Origin of the sequence: Rheinheimera sp. (assembly GCF_037442345.1) — a bacterium.
In the GTDB taxonomy this organism is placed as follows: domain Bacteria; phylum Pseudomonadota; class Gammaproteobacteria; order Enterobacterales; family Alteromonadaceae; genus Pararheinheimera.
This window is the reverse complement of sequence record NZ_JBBIQL010000017.1, coordinates 19,057-36,833: the sequence shown is the minus strand read 5'-3', so window position 1 is coordinate 36,833 and position 17,777 is coordinate 19,057. Positions and strand designations below refer to the sequence as shown.

The 17,777-nt window shown below is 51.6% G+C and carries 18 protein-coding genes; 12 read left to right on the top strand and 6 right to left on the bottom strand.

All coding sequences use genetic code 11. The annotated features are described in order from the left end of the window. Positions 1 to 46: 46 nt before the first annotated feature. The 4 genes from WKJ04_RS11775 to WKJ04_RS11760 all read left to right on the top strand — a co-directional run bounded on the left by WKJ04_RS11775 (position 47) and on the right by WKJ04_RS11760 (position 3,609). The gene (locus WKJ04_RS11775; RefSeq protein WP_337880599.1) at positions 47 to 940 is read left to right on the top strand and encodes a hypothetical protein; all 894 of its coding nucleotides are present in this window, start codon (positions 47 to 49) and stop codon (positions 938 to 940) included. A gap of 11 nt (positions 941 to 951) precedes the next feature. Continuing rightward, complete coding sequence (locus tag WKJ04_RS11770; RefSeq protein ID WP_337880598.1) at positions 952 to 1,869, top strand: restriction endonuclease; 918 nt, start codon at positions 952 to 954, stop codon at positions 1,867 to 1,869. 180 nt (positions 1,870 to 2,049) lie between these two features. Beyond that, a complete protein-coding gene (locus tag WKJ04_RS11765) occupies positions 2,050 to 2,523 on the top strand; it encodes a hypothetical protein (RefSeq protein ID WP_337880597.1) in 474 nt (157 codons plus the stop codon). A 24-nt stretch (positions 2,524 to 2,547) separates the two neighbouring features. Continuing rightward, positions 2,548 to 3,609, top strand: coding sequence for an alpha/beta hydrolase (locus WKJ04_RS11760; protein ID WP_337880596.1), 1,062 nt, complete (start codon positions 2,548 to 2,550; stop codon positions 3,607 to 3,609). Positions 3,610 to 3,787: 178 nt separating this feature from the next. On the opposite strand, the gene WKJ04_RS11755 is transcribed toward WKJ04_RS11760, so the two are convergent. After that, the gene (locus WKJ04_RS11755; RefSeq protein WP_337880595.1) at positions 3,788 to 4,825 is read right to left on the bottom strand and encodes a patatin-like phospholipase family protein; all 1,038 of its coding nucleotides are present in this window, start codon (positions 4,823 to 4,825) and stop codon (positions 3,788 to 3,790) included. Positions 4,826 to 4,862: 37 nt separating this feature from the next. Next, positions 4,863 to 6,137, bottom strand: a complete 1,275-nt coding sequence (locus WKJ04_RS11750; protein WP_337880594.1) for an anti-phage deoxyguanosine triphosphatase — start codon at positions 6,135 to 6,137, stop codon at positions 4,863 to 4,865. A gap of 135 nt (positions 6,138 to 6,272) precedes the next feature. On the opposite strand from WKJ04_RS11750, the gene WKJ04_RS11745 reads away from it, so the two are divergent. Together WKJ04_RS11745 and WKJ04_RS11740 are read left to right on the top strand one after the other, a co-directional pair. Then, positions 6,273 to 6,605 (top strand): YebG family protein, encoded by a 333-nt coding sequence (locus WKJ04_RS11745; protein WP_337880593.1) that lies wholly within the window; start codon positions 6,273 to 6,275, stop codon positions 6,603 to 6,605. Positions 6,606 to 6,962: 357 nt separating this feature from the next. After that, positions 6,963 to 7,115 carry a hypothetical protein gene (locus WKJ04_RS11740; RefSeq protein WP_337880592.1) on the top strand — a complete coding sequence of 51 codons (153 nt, stop codon included), beginning with the start codon at positions 6,963 to 6,965 and terminating at the stop codon, positions 7,113 to 7,115. 84 nt (positions 7,116 to 7,199) lie between these two features. Here WKJ04_RS11740 and WKJ04_RS11735 read toward each other — a convergent pair whose 3' ends face one another. Next, complete coding sequence (locus tag WKJ04_RS11735) at positions 7,200 to 8,096, bottom strand: LysR family transcriptional regulator (RefSeq protein ID WP_337880591.1); 897 nt, start codon at positions 8,094 to 8,096, stop codon at positions 7,200 to 7,202. A 109-nt stretch (positions 8,097 to 8,205) separates the two neighbouring features. Here WKJ04_RS11735 and WKJ04_RS11730 point away from each other — a divergent pair, with 109 nt between their 5' ends. Beyond that, complete coding sequence (locus WKJ04_RS11730) at positions 8,206 to 8,844, top strand: NAD(P)-dependent oxidoreductase (RefSeq protein WP_337880590.1); 639 nt, start codon at positions 8,206 to 8,208, stop codon at positions 8,842 to 8,844. A gap of 520 nt (positions 8,845 to 9,364) precedes the next feature. Here the strand turns inward: WKJ04_RS11730 and WKJ04_RS11725 are convergent. Then, positions 9,365 to 10,381 carry a hypothetical protein gene (locus WKJ04_RS11725; RefSeq protein WP_337880589.1) on the bottom strand — a complete coding sequence of 339 codons (1,017 nt, stop codon included), beginning with the start codon at positions 10,379 to 10,381 and terminating at the stop codon, positions 9,365 to 9,367. A gap of 122 nt (positions 10,382 to 10,503) precedes the next feature. Then, positions 10,504 to 11,940 (bottom strand): exodeoxyribonuclease I, encoded by a 1,437-nt coding sequence (sbcB, locus tag WKJ04_RS11720; protein WP_337880588.1) that lies wholly within the window; start codon positions 11,938 to 11,940, stop codon positions 10,504 to 10,506. A 158-nt stretch (positions 11,941 to 12,098) separates the two neighbouring features. On the opposite strand from sbcB, the gene WKJ04_RS11715 reads away from it, so the two are divergent. Together WKJ04_RS11715 and WKJ04_RS11710 are read left to right on the top strand one after the other, a co-directional pair. Further along, positions 12,099 to 12,695 carry a nucleoside deaminase gene (locus tag WKJ04_RS11715; protein ID WP_337880587.1) on the top strand — a complete coding sequence of 199 codons (597 nt, stop codon included), beginning with the start codon at positions 12,099 to 12,101 and terminating at the stop codon, positions 12,693 to 12,695. Continuing rightward, entirely contained in the window at positions 12,695 to 13,189 is a 495-nt protein-coding gene (locus tag WKJ04_RS11710; RefSeq protein ID WP_337880586.1) for a DUF1543 domain-containing protein, read from the top strand. Before WKJ04_RS11715 ends, WKJ04_RS11710 begins: the two co-directional genes overlap by 1 nt. A 21-nt stretch (positions 13,190 to 13,210) precedes the next feature. Here the strand turns inward: WKJ04_RS11710 and WKJ04_RS11705 are convergent, their stop codons facing one another. Then, entirely contained in the window at positions 13,211 to 14,842 is a 1,632-nt protein-coding gene (locus WKJ04_RS11705; RefSeq protein ID WP_337880585.1) for a response regulator, read from the bottom strand. Between the two features lie 309 nt (positions 14,843 to 15,151). On the opposite strand from WKJ04_RS11705, the gene WKJ04_RS11700 reads away from it, so the two are divergent. The 3 genes from WKJ04_RS11700 (at position 15,152) to WKJ04_RS11690 (ending at position 17,694) form a co-directional block, all read left to right on the top strand. Further along, positions 15,152 to 16,096, top strand: a complete 945-nt coding sequence (locus tag WKJ04_RS11700; RefSeq protein ID WP_337880584.1) for an endonuclease — start codon at positions 15,152 to 15,154, stop codon at positions 16,094 to 16,096. A 114-nt stretch (positions 16,097 to 16,210) separates the two neighbouring features. Then, entirely contained in the window at positions 16,211 to 17,230 is a 1,020-nt protein-coding gene (locus WKJ04_RS11695) for an isoaspartyl peptidase/L-asparaginase (RefSeq protein ID WP_337880583.1), read from the top strand. 44 nt (positions 17,231 to 17,274) lie between these two features. After that, entirely contained in the window at positions 17,275 to 17,694 is a 420-nt protein-coding gene (locus WKJ04_RS11690) for a CBS domain-containing protein (protein WP_337842075.1), read from the top strand. The last annotated feature ends 83 nt before the right edge of the window (positions 17,695 to 17,777 follow it).

Sequence of the window (17,777 nt, the reverse complement as noted above, 5' to 3'; positions counted from 1 at the left end):
ACATACTCAGTAAACTCAGATGTAAACGGAATAATGAACAATGGGAATGGATTTCAAAGCGCTATTACGAAAGCCTGGGCTAAAACCCGCGCTGATCATTGGCAATGGCGTGAATTTATTTAACGCAGCCGATGGTGCAAGCAGTTGGAAACAGCTCTTACTAGAGCTGTGGCAAAGTCGAATTGGTAATGTCGACGATAAAGCTTTGGAAGGGATATCACTGACAGAATTCTATGATGTGCTCGACTTAAAAATGGCGCGACAGAGCAAAAGTTTGCAAGCCGAATTCTGTGAGGGCATGGCACATTGGCAATCCAAGGAGCACCATCGCAACATTGTGCAATGGGCCAAGGACAAAAAATGTCCAATTCTGACGACTAACTTTGAAAATACCTTATCAGATGCGCTTGGCTTAAAACTACAACGGTTAAAAGCATATACGTTCACTGATTTCTACCCTTGGGGCAGTTACTACGCAGCCAAACCTATTTCTGATACCGCTAACGAATTTGCCATTTGGCATATCAACGGCATGCAACATTACAAGCGTAGTATTCGCTTGGGATTGTCCGATTATATGGGCTCTGTTGAGCGCGTACGGCCGATGTTGCACAAATCAGGCAACAGATTGTTCAGTAAAGCCGATTTCAGCAAATGGCCTGGCCGCCATACTTGGCTAAACCCAATTTTCCAGAACGATTTATTTATCTTTGGTCTAGGCCTGGAAGTCACCGAAGTGTTCTTGCGTTGGCTACTGATCGAACGGGCAAAGTTCTTCAAAAAATTCCCAAATCAGCGCCGTGAAGCGTTTTTTATTTATTGCAATGAATCGTCACTTCAAGCGGGTCAACAACTGTTTCTGGGGAGCGTGGGAATCAAACCCATTCAGGTGACAAGTTATGATGAAATTTATGTAGCACCTTGGCAACCAACTGTGTGAGCGGATATACAATGGCAATTCCAACCTACGATCTTTTTATTGAACCTGTACTGCGGTTTTTGGCAACCCGCCCAGATGGTGCCCTTGCGCGTGAAGTTTATGAAGCAGCTGCTGATGCGATGCAATTAACGGAAGAAGAGCGCGCTGAGTTATTACCCAGTCAAGCACAACAGGTATATAAAAATCGCATAGGCTGGGCACATGACCGGTTGAAGCGTGCGGGTCTGTCGAGCTCTGCCAGGCGGGGAGTTTGGTGTTTAACAGATGAAGGAAAATTATTTGCGTCGACTAATGCAGGCCCGCTGTCAGAAGGGCAAGTAGCTGATTTAGCGTTTGGCTATATGGACGTAAGGTTAAAAGATGCAACATCCACAACAACTCCAATTCCGAAGCCCATCAAAAACGTTCCTGCAGTAGAAACGGCTAGCCCAGAAGAGCGTTTAGGCACAGCAGTGAAAGAAATGCGAGAAAGCGTAGCTGCGGACTTATTGGAAACTCTCGCCAAGGTGAGCCCAACTTACTTTGAAACCATCGTGTTAGATTTGCTCCATAAGATGGGATACGGCGCTAACCGAAATGATTTGCAGCGCGTCGGTGGCTCCGGTGACGGTGGCATTGATGGGGTGATCTCACTTGATAAATTGGGATTGGAAAAGGTCTATGTGCAGGCGAAACGCTGGCAAAGCAGCGTAGGGCGCCCGGAAATTCAGGGTTTTTATGGTGCTTTGGCTGGTCAGCGTGCCAGCAAAGGAGTGTTTATCACCACTTCAGCCTATACCGCTCAAGCCGTCGAGTTTGCCAAATCAGTTGAAAAGATTGTTTTAGTCGACGGGATTAAACTTGCTGAACTGATGATTGACCATGAAGTGGGCGTATCGACCCGTGTTGTCAGAATTCCAAAGTTTGACAGTGACTATTTTGAAGAGTGACAGATAAATAACCGAACTACAGATGACGCCAACCAAACGAGATTTACCAATAGTTAGATTCGTTGGAATAGATTTATGATGGCCATTCAAAGACTTCAAAGCGATGACACTAAGTATGAAAAATGACACCTGTGATCGAAACCAAAGTGGCGCTTCCCACACCTTTTCAGGAAACGACGAATGAAATTGAGCTTTTCTTCAACATTAACCTTATGGGCGTTACTGCTTGCAGTAGTGCTGCTGCAAGGCTGCGGCAAAACGCCGGATGATCGGCAAATGCAGCAGTTGCTTGAGCAACGTTTTTTTGGGCCTGTGCCCAAAGAGTGGATTGGGATCAGTCAGGTTCGGGTGCAAAACGTGACGGAGCTGGATGACCAGACCAAAGAAGTGGAAGTCAGTTATCTGGTGGAACAACTGCTGGATCAGCAGGGGCTGGAGCAGGATTTAACCGCCCGTTTTAAGCTGGATGAATCACTGAAAAATGCCAGTCAGGGCCAGCAGCAGCTGGCCGAGATGCAGAAATTCAGCACTGAAATTGGTGAAACCCGTTATGGTGAAAAACTGAAAAAGCTGGCCCGATACCAGTTACGGCTGGACCCGGCCAGCAAGCAATGGCAGATTAGTCAGTACCTGCCGCAGAGCAGCCAGCCTTAATACAGCATCGACAAGGGGGATCCAATGCATCATTTGTTTCACCAAAACCAGCGGACAGCCGGCCTGAGTGTGCGCCAATGGCTTAAGGTATCAGTCTGGCTGGTACTTCTTGGCCTGAGCAGCGTGACACAGGCTGAACAACTTCAGACACTGGCCAAAGACAAGGTCTGGACCCAGGCCGGCCAAACCGAGCTGAAACTGGACATTTATAAAGCGGCCAGCACCAAAGACAAAGCGCCTGTGCTGATTATTTACCATGGTGGCGGCTGGCTGGTGAATAACAAAAGCATTATGGATTCCACCGCCCATTACCTGGCGAGCCATAGCGGGCTGCTGGTGGTGAATGCCGATTACCGCTTGCTGAGTGCAGATAACAACAGCACCACCATGAACCAGATTGTCGAAGATGCACTGGGCGCAGTGGCCTGGGTAAAACAGCATATTGCCGGGTATGGCGGCGACCCGTCCCGTATTGCCGTGACAGGCGATAGCGCTGGTGGTCATCTGGCGGCTATGGTGGTGCTTTCTGCGGACAAATTGTCGCAGCAGGGGTTCAGCAAAGGCCCTGGCGGCTACAAGCCCAGCTACATTCCTGATGGAAAAACCGCAGAGCAGCTGGATTTATCAGTACAGGCTGCGGTGATCAGCTATGGCGCATTGGATTTAACTGCAGCGGGCTTTGCCAATTTTGAAACCGCTGAGAATGGCTTCTGGAAATGGGGCAATGCAGAGCCGCGTGGCATTTTTGGCCCGGAGATTAACCGCTCGGACAACCCAGAGTATTACCGCGCTTTGTCACCCGTCAGCCTGATCCCAGACGCCAAAGTCCGCCGGCTGCCTGCGCAGTTTGTGCATGTCGGCAGCAAAGACCAGCTGACCACCCCGGAGCTGGCCAGCAGTTATGTCGAAAAATTGCGGGCGGCAGGTCAGAAAGCTGAGCTGAAGATTTACCAGGGGTACAACCACGCCTACCTGGACAATGGCTGTAACGAATTCCTTGGCCATTGTTTTGAACGGGATGCTCCAGTGGTATTGAACGACATGATTGCGTTTTTGCAGCGTGAGCTGGCAGTCAACGCTGACTAAGGTCACAGCCAGCGGCGGGTCGTTCAGACCCGCACTTTGGTTGACAGCAAAGTAGCGGCCGCAATCAAAGCGGCAATGCAGTGCAGCGCCACGGGCAGGGGAATGTACTGCGCCAAAGCGCCGTTTCCAGACAGAGCCCTACGACATCCTGAGGCAACGAGGTGCCTGAATGTTGAAGTCAGCGTAATGGTTCCAGCTGGTAATGGCCCTGTTTTAAATCCTCTGCCAGTTGCTGCGATTTTTCCAGCACTTCAGCCCAGTAACTTAACCGCTTGGCATCCGTGAGCTGGCTGAAGTCTTTCCGGTCTGGAATTTTCTGCAGTGACAAGGACTTCACCCAAGCGTCACTTGGGCTGAGCAGCACTGTTTTGCTCAGCAGTTGGCCGCGGCTACGCCGCCATTTCAGGCTTTTATCAAACCAGCCGGGCACCAGATAAGGGTAAAAATGCGGGTAGAGGATCAGGCCATCGGTGTCGAGGGGCAGGCTGATATGGTAATCCAGAATACCGCCATCCAGATAAGCGCCTTGCGGTAGCCCGGCGGGGTTCAGCACCGGGTGCATCACCAGCGGAATAGAGCCGGACGCCATCAGCGCCGGGCGCAGGGTTTCTCGGGTCAGGGTTTGCCGTTCGTGCGGCACCTGACTGAATAAGGACGGCTGCCCGGGCGCGCTGAACACCACGCGTTGGTAAAATTTATGCAGCAGTTTGGGGCTGAGCAGGTTGGCACCTGCGGCCAGCAGCAAGTGCGTCAGTTGCTGGCTTGGCTTTGGCTGGTGCGGCTGATGTTGACGGGCCACAAGCAGGTTCAGTTTCACTACAGGGTTGTGCAGTACCTGATCCACTTCAGCATCTGTCGGGTAGATAGCGTCCATCACTGTGGCTGATATGGACGTGATGAGGTCAATGCCGGCATCTTTGGGGTAACACAAAGTGCTGTAAGCGTTGGCAAAGCGGTCAATGGCCGCCACTGGGTTCTGCTGGCTTAAGCAACCAAAACGCCAGGCACCGGCTGAACTGCCAAGTAACTGCAGACTGTGTTGCCTGCCGTGAAAAAACTCACCGGCCAGATAACGATCCAGCCCATACAATACAAACCATTTGGGGCCACCACTGGCGCCGAGCATCAAAGAAATATCGTCGGGGCAGAGGCCATGTTGGCTCAGGCGGGCAAAAGCGTCTGGCCCGGCCTGCACCCGCAAAGAAGAAGGTCGCACTGATTTATCCTTTACTGTTCAACTGTGACATCTGGCCTTAACTGCTAAATAACTGTTGATGCATACGCAGGGCATACTCGTCTGTCATGCCGGACACATAATCACAAATCACCCTGGCTTTGGCCTGCTCATCCTGTGCCTGTTGCCAGCGGTGTTTGGTATTGGCGGGCAGCAACCGTTCAGCTTCGGCAGTGAAGGCCTCAAACAGATCCCTGACGATACGCTGGCCTTTAAATTCAGCGCGTTGCACATCCGGAGCACAGATCACCGCCTCATAAACAAAACTCTTCAGCAGGTTCAATAGTTGCTGCTGTGCTTGCGGCAGGCGGGCATTGTAACGGATCAAGGGGTCTGTGGCTTCCGGCAGGCTGATACAGAGCTCAACACTGGTGATCAGCTGATTCACCAAAGCGCCAATCGCGTCCTTGCGGATATGATGCTCGTTCATAAATAATTTATCGGCGATCAGGCCGAGCTCTGCGGCCATCTTGCCACCCAGCTGATCGGACTGCGGCTCCACTAAGTGCTGCCAGTGCTGACGGGTGACTGTGCCTGTCACGACCGCATCTTCCAGATCGTGCACACCATAGGCAATATCATCCGCCAGTTCCATCACAGAAGCATCCAACGACTTATGCACGGATTTTATAAAAGGTGCTTTGGTCAGAGATTCTGTTTGCTGAAACAGGGCTTTATCGGCGGCCGATAAAGGGGCAAGTATCCAATCCAGTAAATCGGCGTCGGCCTGATAAATGGCTTTGACTGGTTTAACCGCGAGTGCCGTATCGCTTTGCAGCGACGGCTGCACTATCGGGTATTTCAGCAAGCCCAATAAGGTGCGTCGGCTTAAATTCATGCCTCCGCTGGCCGTGTAGGGTTCCAGCTTGCCGACAATACGTAAAGTCTGGCCATTGCCTTCAAAACCCCCATAGTGCAGCATGCAGGCATTCAGCGCTTTTTCACCGCCATGTCCGTAAGGCGGGTGGCCTAAATCATGGGCCAGACACAAGGCCTCCATCAGGCTGTCGTCGCTGATAAGCCTGCTGAGTGGCTCATCTGTTTGTTGCACTCTGAGCTGAGCCACCAGGGCCGTGCCTATTTGTGCCGCTTCCAGGCTATGGGTCAGCCGGGTGCGATAAAAATCGTTCTGACCCACACTCATGATTTGAGTTTTGGCCTGCAGGCGGCGAAAGGCCGCTGAATGCAGAATTCTGGCTCTGTCCCGTTGCCATGGGGTGCGGTGATCGTTCGGTCGCTGGCTGTTTTCTGCCAATCTGCGTTCCGCCCACAGCTCTGATAGCCACACTGCCATACCCAACTCCCTAAGCTTTTTTCTTATGCTAAGGCAAAAGTGCTGTGGCAGGAATGAAATATTTGCAGAAAAATACTGGACAAATAAACAGTGTTCACTGTATAAAATAACAGTTAATTAATCAGGGGGTGTGTGATGGCTGTTATTACAAAGTACATTGTTGAACGAAACGGAGTGGAGAAAATGACCTTTAGCAGCAAGACTGAGGCCGACGCATATGACCGTATGCTGGATCTGGCTGATGAGCTTTTTGTGCTGTTGGGGCAAAGCCAGCTGCTAAGCGATGAGCGTCAGCAAGACGACTTGGCGCTCTATCTGGCAAAAAATAAAGACAACCTGTTGGTGTGCCTGAACCAGAAAACTAAAACAGCCAAAGACAAAACTGCAGGTAAAGAGACTCAGGCCGAAAAAACCAAAGACAAGCTGGCCGTTGTCGGCACTGACGAGAACGCAGCTCAGGCCGCTTAAGCTTAACAGCAGCGTATGGGGCTTGTATGTCTGCTCAGGGGTTTTGAGTTATCTGAACTAATTAAAGCGGTTATATAATAACCTGCATAAAAATAGGCTAAACAGCCGTATAAATTCATTTTTATGCAGGGTTGTCGCATAAGTTATTCATTGTAGTTGTATTAGTTGAGCGTTTTTTTGCATGAGATTAAAAATATGCTTTTTGAAACTGAACGGCAGCTGATTCATGCTGAAGTTAAAGCATTAAATAAACTAATGCGAAGTTGCAATTTAATTCGTTAGTCAACTGGCTGAAATTTCAGCACAATAACCACGTTTCCGGATGAAACAACTTACTCAGACTAAACGAGGTTGGCTATGAACACTTTGAACACCACAGTTGAAACAAGCAATGCTACTCACGCTTCAGAGCGTCGCGTTACTGCTCTGCTGCTGGTTCGTCGTCTCAATGCTTTTCTGGCAAAAATGGGCCAGGCTCTGAACCTGAGTAGCGCTGTTTATCTGAAATAATCCCCTTTGGCGCGCAAGCGCAACTTGTTGCTGAAAACCTGTTTTTTGCCGGGCTCAAATGCCCGGCTTTTTTTATCCGGAATCTCAGAACTGGCCACCCAGACGCTGCCGTAAAAACTGCACAAAAAGCCGTACCTTGGCGGGCCTGTGATCGCCCGGCGGGTACACCAGATAAATGCCGCCGTCCTGTAATTGCCAGTCGGCTAAAAGCCTTACCAGCTTAGTCTGTTCCACTAAAGGGCCTGCACTGTAATGCGTCAGCACTCCTAAACCGACGCCTTGTAACACCAAAGCGCTGACAGCAGCAGAGCTGTTGACACTGAAACGGGATTTCATCAGCTGTTGTTGCAATTTTTCCCCTTGTTGAAAGCTCCAGAGCAGGGGGGAGGGCAGCAGACTAAAGCTGATAAATGCATGTTCGGCCAAATCAGCAGGCTGTTTGGGTTCGCCATGACGCTGCAAATATGCCGGGCTTGCCACCAGCCATTGTTCAAAATGACCGATGCGCTGGGCTTTCTGGCTGGAGTCTTTTAACCAGCCAACCCGGACCGTCAGATCGATGCCTTCTCTGATCAAGTCTTTCACCTGGTCGCTGCTTTTCAGCTCTATATGCAGTGCCGGATGCAAAGCAGCAAACTCTGCCAGTAATGGGACCAGCACTTCGCGGCAATAATCTTCTGGCGCACTGATACACAGGCTGCCGGCAAGTTGTTGTTCTCCTTGCTGCACAGACCACAGCTGTTGCTGCAGGTTACTCATCAGTGGTGCCGTGTGCTGATACAACTGTTCACCTGCCGTGGTCAGACTGACTTGCCGGGTGGTGCGACGAAATAACTGCACGCCTAACTGCTGTTCCAGCGCTTTAATTTTCAGGCTGACTTTGGTTTTGGTCAGCCCCAGCTGCTGGGCCGTTGCGGTAAAACTCCGGTTGCCGGCAAGGGCAAAAAATACCGGTAATGCGTTTAAATCCAGTGAGTCCATAGCAATCATTGTTCTAAATTTAATAACAGTGAATTATTGTTTTTGCTGTTTTTTAAATCAATAAAAATCCGGACAATAGGGGCAATTCAACCATCAGTGGAGACTTAAGATGAAAATTGCATTAATTGGTGCCTCAGGTTTTATTGGTTCTGCCATCCGGACTGAAGCACTGGCCCGAGGTCATCAGGTACTGGCGTTGGTCAGTAACCCGGCCAAACTGGTGGCAGAGCCGGGCCTGACAGTGCAGGCGGTGGACGTGTTTGATACCAAGGCGCTGACGGCCGCTTTCGCCGGTGTTGACTTACTCATAAGCGCTTTCAGTGGCCATAAGGACGCGGACGTAGCGGGGTACTATCGCCGGGGTTTTGACAGCATTCTGCACGCAGTAAAAGCAGCCGCAGTACCACGAGTTCTGGTGGTTGGCGGGGCCGCATCACTGCAATTACCGGATGGCAGCCGGCTTATCGACAGTCCACACTTTCCTGCACAGTACCGCGGCAGTGCTGAAGGTGCCTATTATGCGTTGCAGCAATTGCAAGGCGAGACCGCACTGAACTGGAGCTACCTGTCACCGGCGGCAGAAATTTTCCCTGGCAAAAAAACCGGCCAGTTCCGGTTAGGTAAGGATCAGTTAGTGATGGACGGAGCAGGCAACAGCCGTATTTCCAACGGTGATTACGCGGTGGCGATGCTGGATGAAGCCGAGCAGCCCGCTCACCAGAACCAGCGTTTTACCCTGGCATATTAAGTGGTCGCCCGCAGGCCGCTTCACTGGTCGATGCGATTAGATCAGGCTCTGTGCTGCCATTGCAGTCAGAGCCTTTGTCTGTGTTGTCTTTGTGTTCTATGCCTGCAATTCCCTTTCGTTTACATGCCCGCCTTTGCCAGTACAGCTGTCAATGGCACCGGAACGGCCAGACCTGTCCCTTTACTGGTTGGTGCTCAAATAGGGACTGGACAGCGCTGGTAGTACCAGTGTAGTGTTTGATTTGTGAGCAACGGCCAGGCAGTGGATACAAGTCCTGGCGGACTATCAAGAAAACAAGGAGAGGTGCTCACTCCGGATTACAAGGTATTTATGCGCTTCATGGTTGAACGCTACTGGCCATTGCAGTCCAGTGCGTTAGAAATCCGCCTGGATCCGGTTGACGGGGAAGTGATCGCTGTTGGGTCGGCCGCGCAGGAGAAACTGCTGATAAGTTTAGGTTCAGCCGGCGCTCGCTGAGTTGCGGTGCCGGCTTTGGCTTTTTGTGCCAACAGGGCCATGTTCAACCACCTGTTTTTTTCTTTTCTGTGCTGGTTTTGTTGCCCGTTTCTTCTTTCAGCTCTTCCAGTAAATCATCGACCGGCTGGGTGATGGGTTTGACTTGCTGCCTGGCTTTTTCTGCGGCTTGTTTTTTTGCCCATTCCTGTGCTTCTTTTTGCAGTGTGGCTTTGTCTTTCACCGGCTGTTGTTGTGCGGCTTTGACATTGGCAGCGGCGCGGGCTTTAGCCTCATCCAGTTGCTTTTTCAGCGCTTTGGCCTGCTCCAGTTCCGCAGAGGTTTTGCCGGTAAACTGTTTAACTACATCTTCATCTGTCGGCACTGCTTCCTGCACCATCTGGTTAAAACGTTGTTTGGGGGCGGCTAACAGTTCTTCCTGGCCAGCTTCGACTTTTTGTTTAATCTCTTCAATCGGGTCCGGCACCTGATCTTTCAGTTGCTGCTCCAGCACATTTTCAACTGAGCCACCGGATAAAGCTGCTTCGGCCAATGCGGCCTGGTCGCCTTCCAGGCCCAAATGGCTGATGGCGCCCGCTATAGCTTTTTGTTTCAGCTTGTCCGGACTGGTGTAGTCGACCAGCTCCTTCGGCCAACTGGGCACCACAGCCCCGGCTGCACTGTTCACTGCTTCGGCAAAAATCTCCGTTTTGCCGCCAGACACCAGCAAAACCGCCATTTGGTTATGCTCGGAATTCCAGACAAAACCGGATTTTTCGGCCAGATGTGGCAGGGGGGAATGTTCGGAGGTGACAAAGTACAAAGGCCCTTGCACCTGCAGTGCTGTGGCTGTGTACAGCAAGGTCGTGGCAGTACGGTAATTGTCTTCTCCCATCAAAGCCACCATACGGTCTTTAATGAGGGGGTTTTCGAACAGTTTGACATCCAGCGGGTTAAAACCTACCAAAGGCCGCAGCAATTCCCCCATCAGCTGGGCCTGACTGCTGACCAATAAAGCCGGTGCAAAACAGCCGGTTAACAGTAACGCAGCACAAAATACTTTCAGTTGTCGCAGCCATTTCATCGCGAATTACCTTAGCTGTGGAATTGTTGCGCAGGCTAGCAGAAGCACCTGAAACTAGATAGAGGGGGAGCCCGGAATTTGTGTAGTTGTTGACCGGGCTCACTGTTTGCGTGAACTGCGTTTTAGAGGCTTTGGGCGTATTGATAGAGTGCCTTCAGAACACCCATCTTTTTACTGTCGTCGCCCACCTCATGCGCCAGGTTTTCCAGCTGCAAGCCAAACTCTTCAAAGGTCAGGTTGGGTTTATCCAGACCCTGTTGCAATTTATCGGCACGGTAACGTTGCCAGCGCTGTTGTTCCTGATAGGTCAGGGTGCTTGGGTAGTTGCGGGCACGGAACAAAAACAGCAGCTGGTTTAAACGGTCTTCGCTAAACAGCACCGGCGTCGCGGCTAACTGCTCGGCACTCATCTGGTGCAGTTGCAGCATCAGTTTGCGGTCGCTGTCGCTGACAAAACCGTTGTACAACTGATAATCCGGGTTGGTTTCATCTTTGTAGTCATTCGGCAACTGGTACAGTTCAACCACTTTGTTTTGTATGTTGGTCTGGTGCTGACGTAAAAAATCCAGATGACGGCGACAGGCGCCGCGGTCAATGCCCAATTCATCTGCCCGTTGCTCGGACAAGGTTTTTGCCGGCGCCAGCACCGGGCATTTATTCAGATGGATCAGTTTCAGGCCCAGCCGCTGTTGGTCGGGCGCCAAATCTTCCGTTTTGGTAAACAACAGCTGCTGGACTGACGCGAGGTCCAGGTCCAGCAATGGGCTGGGGTCTGCTTGCAGGTTCCAGGCGATCACTGCATTTTTATTGGTTGGGTGCCAGGCCAAAGGCACTATCCAGCTGGCACAGCCTTGCAGAGCTGGCAGGCGCCCTGAGACATGGACCAGAGGCATCAGGTTCACAGTATCCAGCATGGCAGCCAGCTCTGCTTTTTTTCGCAGTGAAAACAAATAGGCAAACAGCTTGGGTTGATGCTGTTTAATCAGCCTGGCTATTTCAATGGTGGCATACACGTCAGAGAGTGCATCGTGTGCCCGCTGATGACCAAGGCCATTGGCTTTGGTCAGCTCTTCGAGCTTAAAACTCGGGCTGCCGTCTTCGCGCTCCGGCCAGACAATACCGTCCGGGCGCAGTGCGTAGCAGGCTCTTACTATGTCAATAAGGTCCCAGCGGCTGTTACCGTTTTGCCATTCGCGGGCGTAAGGGTCGATAAAGTTGCGGTAAAAACTGTAGCGGGTTACTTCATCATCAAAGCGCAGGCTGTTGTAGCCCAGCACACAGCTGCCAGCCTCGCTGAACCGCGCCGCAATGCGGCGGCAAAATTCCAGTTCAGTCAGCCCGCGCTGATTACAGATTTGTGGGGTCAGGCCAGTGATCAATGCCGCCTGCGGATGTGGCAGGTAATCCGGTGCCAGTTGGCAATACCACATATCCGGTTCGCCAATGGGGTTCAGCTCCAGGTCGGTGCGAATGCCGCCAAACTGAGCCGGGCGGTCTTTTTTCGGGTCTGCACCCCAGGTTTCGTAGTCGTAAAAATAAAGGGAAGCGGGCTGGTTCACTCTGCGTAGCTTATGGTTATTGGTCTCTGTGTAGTGATGCTCAGTCTAACAGTATCGGCTTTAAGCGTCATTCACGCTTTCACTGGTACAGGAAGAAAATTCACTTGTACCTGCCTGCGCCTTGCGGTACAAGGTGCGCCTGAATGGAGACACACACAATGAATAAAATTCCCTTTGTTGCAAAGCCGGGCAGCGCAGTGACTGTCGAGTTGCCTGATTGGGTGACTGAATTGGTTGACTGGGATCAACAGTACAACACAGACGATGAAAAGATGGCGCTGGCCATTGAGCTGTCCAGACAAAACGTGCTGCGTGGCACAGGTGGGCCCTTTGGTACCGCTATTTTTGACCGCGCTTCAGGCCGGTTGCTCGGTGTGGGCGTAAACCGGGTGGTGCCCCTGACCAACAGCACCCTGCATGGCGAAACCGTGGCTATTATGCTGGCCGAAAAAGCGCTGGGCACCTTTAGCCTGGCGCTGGATACAGGGCGCGAGCTGTTTACCTCTTGTGAGCCGTGCGCCATGTGCATGGGCGCTGTGCTTTGGAGTGGTGTGAACCGGCTGGTGTGCGCAGGTGCGGCCGCAGACGCGCGAGCCATTGGTTTTGATGAAGGTCCGGTGTTTGAGCAGTCGTATGATTACCTGCGAAATGCCGGTATTGAGGTGGTACGTCAGTTCAAACGCGCCGATGCCAAAGCGGTACTGGACTATTACAAAAGCTCTGGCGGGCGTATATACAACGGTAAGGAGGCTTGATGCTCTATGTGGTGATGCTTGGAGGTAAACACCCCAAGGCCAATATTGAAGTGCATGATGTGGTCTTTGTCGAAGGCGACAGTCTTGAAAGCTGTTACCCCCAATTGCGGGAGCTCTGGTTTGGCAGCCTGCCTGGCATGCATATCGACAGCTGGCTGGCTGTGGATGGCATCGAGGGCTATCAGCTGCGTTTGGAAGATAATCCACCGGAAGCAGGGGCACTGAAACTGTTTCTGCTGAACTACGGCGGCTATCTGCCGGGCAATTTTGGCGAAGAACACCAGTTTGTGTTGCAGCTGGCGCATGACAAAGCCGAAGCCAAAGCGCTTGGCAAAAAGCGCTACCCACCACTGTGGGACAAGCCCCATACCGATGCGGTGATCGACGTTGATGACTGCCTGGCGATTGAACAGGTGGAAGGCAAGTACCTGCATTTAGTACCTGGCGCCCACGCTGAGCTGGTGCAGCGGTCCGATTACCTGGTGCTGGCCTGAAACAGAGCGGTTTAGGCTCTTTTACAGCGGCACTTGCGCCAGCGCAGGTTGCTGCGATTTCAATACACTGACATAACGTTCGAAGCGGGCCTGCTCTTTAGAAGGCAATTCCTGTTGCCGCAGCACTTTGGCGGCCTGTTTGGCATAAGGCAAGGTTTCACTGGTTAAGCCAGCGGCTTTACTCATCGACTGCAACACATTCAAAGCCACCATAGGATTGGTTGGCATAAAATCCAGGGTTTCACAAAACAACATCACAGCACGGCCATACAACCCCTGCTGATAAGCGTCGGTGGCTTCGCTGTTGATTTGTTTCAGTTGCTGCTTCAGCTGGTCGTGTTTTTGTTGCTCAAAAGTGAGCAGAATACGTTGGGTTTCTGTCAGATAATCCTGACCTTGCAACAGGGCATCCAGGCGAGCGATACAAAGTTCGCAGGCATAAAGATCGCCAAGCTGGTAATAGGCTTTGAGTGCATCCAGGCAGGTGTCTACCGACAACTGCTGAATATCAGCCATGCTGATGTGTTGCAGTTGCTGGCGGGCATCTTTCAGCTGTGCTTTGGCACTGAGCATCCGGCTGCGCAAAATCCCTATCGCCTGTTGCAACTGTTCTGGGTTGAAGCGTTTATGCAGCTCATCCAGCGATTTACTGGCATTTTGCAGCTGAACTGTTTTTTCCAGCAGGTTTAAATCCTGTGCCTGATCCACCAAAGCCCGGGCGTAGTTCAGATAGTTGTCTGGGGTATCGTCTTTTGAATAGCGGGCAAATTGCACTATTTTGCCGCGAATGCGGGCCGCTGCCGGAAAATCCTGCAATAACGCACTGATCAGGCTCAGGTTCTGCTGCCGGCTAATGTTTTTTGGCGATAACAGTGAGGCCTGCAACAGGCTGTCATAAGCCAGCTGATAGCGGCCATGACGCAGATACAGGCGGGATAACCAGTCCAGCGCTTCCACTTTGGTGTCGCTGAACTGGGTCAGATCGGCCAGCTCCAGTTCGGTATCTTCCCAGCGCTGCAAGTAAAAACAACAGAGGGCATAACCAAGCCGGGCCCAGTTGTAGTTTTTTTGTTTTTGAACGGCCTGATAAAACCGTTCTGCGTCACTGTAGCGTTTTTGTTTCAGCAGTAATTCGCCTTTTAGCCGCAGCAGCATTAGGCTGTGTTCGGTTTTTTGTTTCAGCAACAGGTCACATTCATCGATCGCCGCCTGGTAATCCTGTTCAAATAAGGCAAAAAACACTTTGCGCAGAGCCCTTTTTTGCAGCATGGCGCGGCTGATACGTTCGATTAAGGCCGGTTGGCTGAAAGGTTTCAGCAGGTAATCGTCGGGTTGCAGCTCAATCAGGCCGTGCACAATCTGGCGCTGGTTTTCAGCGCTGATCACAATAAAGCAGCACAGCGGCGCTAACAACTGGCTGTCTTTGAGGTATTCGAACAGCTGATAGCCGTCTTTGCATTGACCCAGATTGAAGTCACACAAAATCAGGTCGAAGGGCAGCTCGTGACAGGCTGTAATCGCCTCGTCAGCGTCTTTCGCCATAAAAATGGCGTCAAAACCCATCAGTTGTAACATTCCTTTGATGGTTGCCCGCACAGGGGCGCAGTCATCAATGACCAACACTTTTTTACTACGGAAAAATGCCTGGTCCATGGGGGTAACCCGAATCGTTGCGATAAACAAACAAAAATAAGCGACAGGTCGACATCCTACAAAGCAAGCTGCTTTGTGTAAAGTCTGTTTATTCTGTGTTAAATAAATTTAACCAGCAGATTTTATCTATTGTGTTTAAAACCAGTTATTTAGTTCGCCAACGCCGAGCTTTCAAAGCGTGAATATTTTTCACATTTTTCTGTTTTCAGGCCAGTTATCAGCTGGATCATGGTAGTTATTTGTGTAAAGTAACAGGCGAAAGCTGCTTTTGTCGTGAAGTGGTCGAAATAGCTAGTCAAGGGTTGTGTTGTGCATTTTTGGATTTCTATAGTTCTGGGGTTGAGTTCCTTTGGACTGGTTGCTGCGCCAGCCAGTTTTGAAAGCGCAAAAAAAGTCGCTGGCCGGATGTATTCGTCAGAAAAGCAAGAGTTTTATTGTGGTTGTACTATCCGATGGCAAGGTGGGAAAGGCATTCCTGATCTGAACAGCTGTGGTTATCAGGTACGGAAAAACGGCCCAAGGGCCAGCCGCATTGAGTGGGAACATGTGATGCCCGCTCAGCAGTTTGGTTCACCATTGCCGTGCTGGCAACAGGGGGGGCGCAAAGCCTGCGCGGCCAACGACGAGTTGTTTCAGCGGATGGAAGCGGATTTATTTAACCTCAAACCGGCCATTGGGGAAGTGAATGGTGACAGGGCGCACTACAGGTTTGGTTTGTTGCCATCTTCGGTCTCAGCGTACGGCCAGTGTCCGGTAAAAATTGATTTTCAGGCCAGACTGGTGGAGCCCAGGCCGGAAATTCGCGGCGACATTGCCCGTATTTATTTTTATATGGCCGATAAATACGGCATTACGCTTGCCAAGGCGCAGCAGCAGCTGTTTATGGCCTGGCACCAGCAAGACCCGGTGGATAGCGCTGAACAGCAGATGCAGCAGCGACTGGCCCAGCACATGGGGCACGCCAATGACTTTGTCACTGGTAAAAAACACTGGCGCCTGAACTATCAGCCCAGCCGTTTTGGCCTGACAGCTGCGGTTCAGTCTGACAGCACAGCCAAACCCGCACAGCTCAGTGCTTCTGTGGTGAAAGGGAATAAAAACAGTAAGTTATACCACTTCAGCCATTGCAGTGGTTTTCGTCAGATTGCCGAGTCTAACCAGGTGCTGTTTGATTCTGAGCTGCAGGCACAGCAGGCCGGTTTTAGCCTGGCCGGCAACTGCAAAGCCGCTGACCCCGGCCAGTCGGGGGAGTGAAGGCAGGGGTGGGCTTCAGCGACCTCTGCAGTGAATTTGCCGTGACAGCCTTGTTGTTGACTCCGCTCTGAGGTACAACAAGGGTATGCCTGAATTAAATCAACGAGATAACCTATGAAACGCCTGCTGATTGCCTCTGCTTTGTTCCCTGTGGCCGCTTTGGCTGCGCAGCCCCCCATTGCCATTGTGATCCACGGCGGTGCCGGTACCATCGAAAAAGCACAGATGTCTGCCGCCCAGGAGCAGGCCTACCATGCCACCTTAAAACATGCGGTAGAACAAGGCTATGCCGTGCTGGAAAAAGGCGGCAGCAGTCTGGATGCGGTCACTCAGGCGGTGCTGGTGCTGGAAGACTCACCGCTGTTTAATGCTGGCAAAGGCGCTGTGTACACTTTTGATGAACGCCACGAACTGGATGCATCCATTATGCGCGGCGACACACAGGAAGCCGGGGCTATTGCCGGTGTCACCACAGTGAAAAACCCGGTGCTGCTGGCGCGTGCTGTGATGGAAAAATCCGATCATGTGATGCTGTCTGGCAAAGGTGCAGAGCAATTTGCCGCCGAGCAGAAACTGGAACTGGTACCCAACAGTTATTTCGACACCGAGTTTCGTCTGGAAGCGCTGAAAAAAGCCAAAGCCAGTATGCAGAAACTGCCTCAACAGGCGCTGAATTTCCGTTTACAGGCGCCCTGGCAACCGGAGTGGAATATGGGCACTGTGGGCGCTGTGGCGATCGACAAAAACGGCAACCTGGCGGCCGCTACCTCCACAGGTGGCATGACGGCCAAACGTTATGGCCGCATTGGTGACGCGCCCGTAATAGGTGCGGGGAACTACGCCGACAATCAAAGCTGTGCTGTGTCAGCGACTGGTCATGGCGAGTTTTTTATTCGTTACCGTGTGGCTTCAGATATTTGTGCCCGGGTGAAATATCAGGGCATCAGTGCGCAAAAAGCCGCCGATCAGGTGATTCAGCAGGAGCTGGCCAAAGTCGGAGGCACTGGCGGCGTGATCCTGATCGACCACAAAGGCAATGTCAGCTGGAGTTTTAATACAGAAGGGATGTACAGGGCCCGCAAAGTGCAGGGCTTTGACGCTGTTACCGAAATTTTTAAGGAGAGTTCATTTTAACCGGCTACGCTTAAGATGTTGCCAGTCAACATCTTGAGGGAATTATGGACTTACTGAAAGTAGCTGATCATATGAACCGCCATCCTGTCACTTTTAGTCGGGAAATGTCGGTCGAAGAAGCGGTCAATAAACTGATTATTGCCGAACAACTGGGCGGCCCTGTGGTGGATGCTCAGAAAAAAGTCATAGGTTTTGTCTCAGAGCAGGATTGTCTGGCCCGTATGCTGTCAGACACCTACCACCTGGCCCAAAGCGCTACAGTCGGGGATGTGATGCGTCAGCAGGTGCTGACCGTGAAGTCGTATGACGGTATCGTGGATCTCGCGCAAACCATGTTATTGGCCAAACCCAAAATTTACCCTGTGGTGGATGATAACGGTGTGTTATTGGGGGTGATCAGTCGCTCCGACGTGCTGCGCGCCATCGATCTGGAACTGCATGCCCATTACAAAGCGGTCAGTTAAGCGTAAAAGGCGATAAAACTGGCGCAGTCTGCCGACGCTGCGCCTTGTTCTGACTGGATTTTTCCCCTGTGAACTTGATAGCA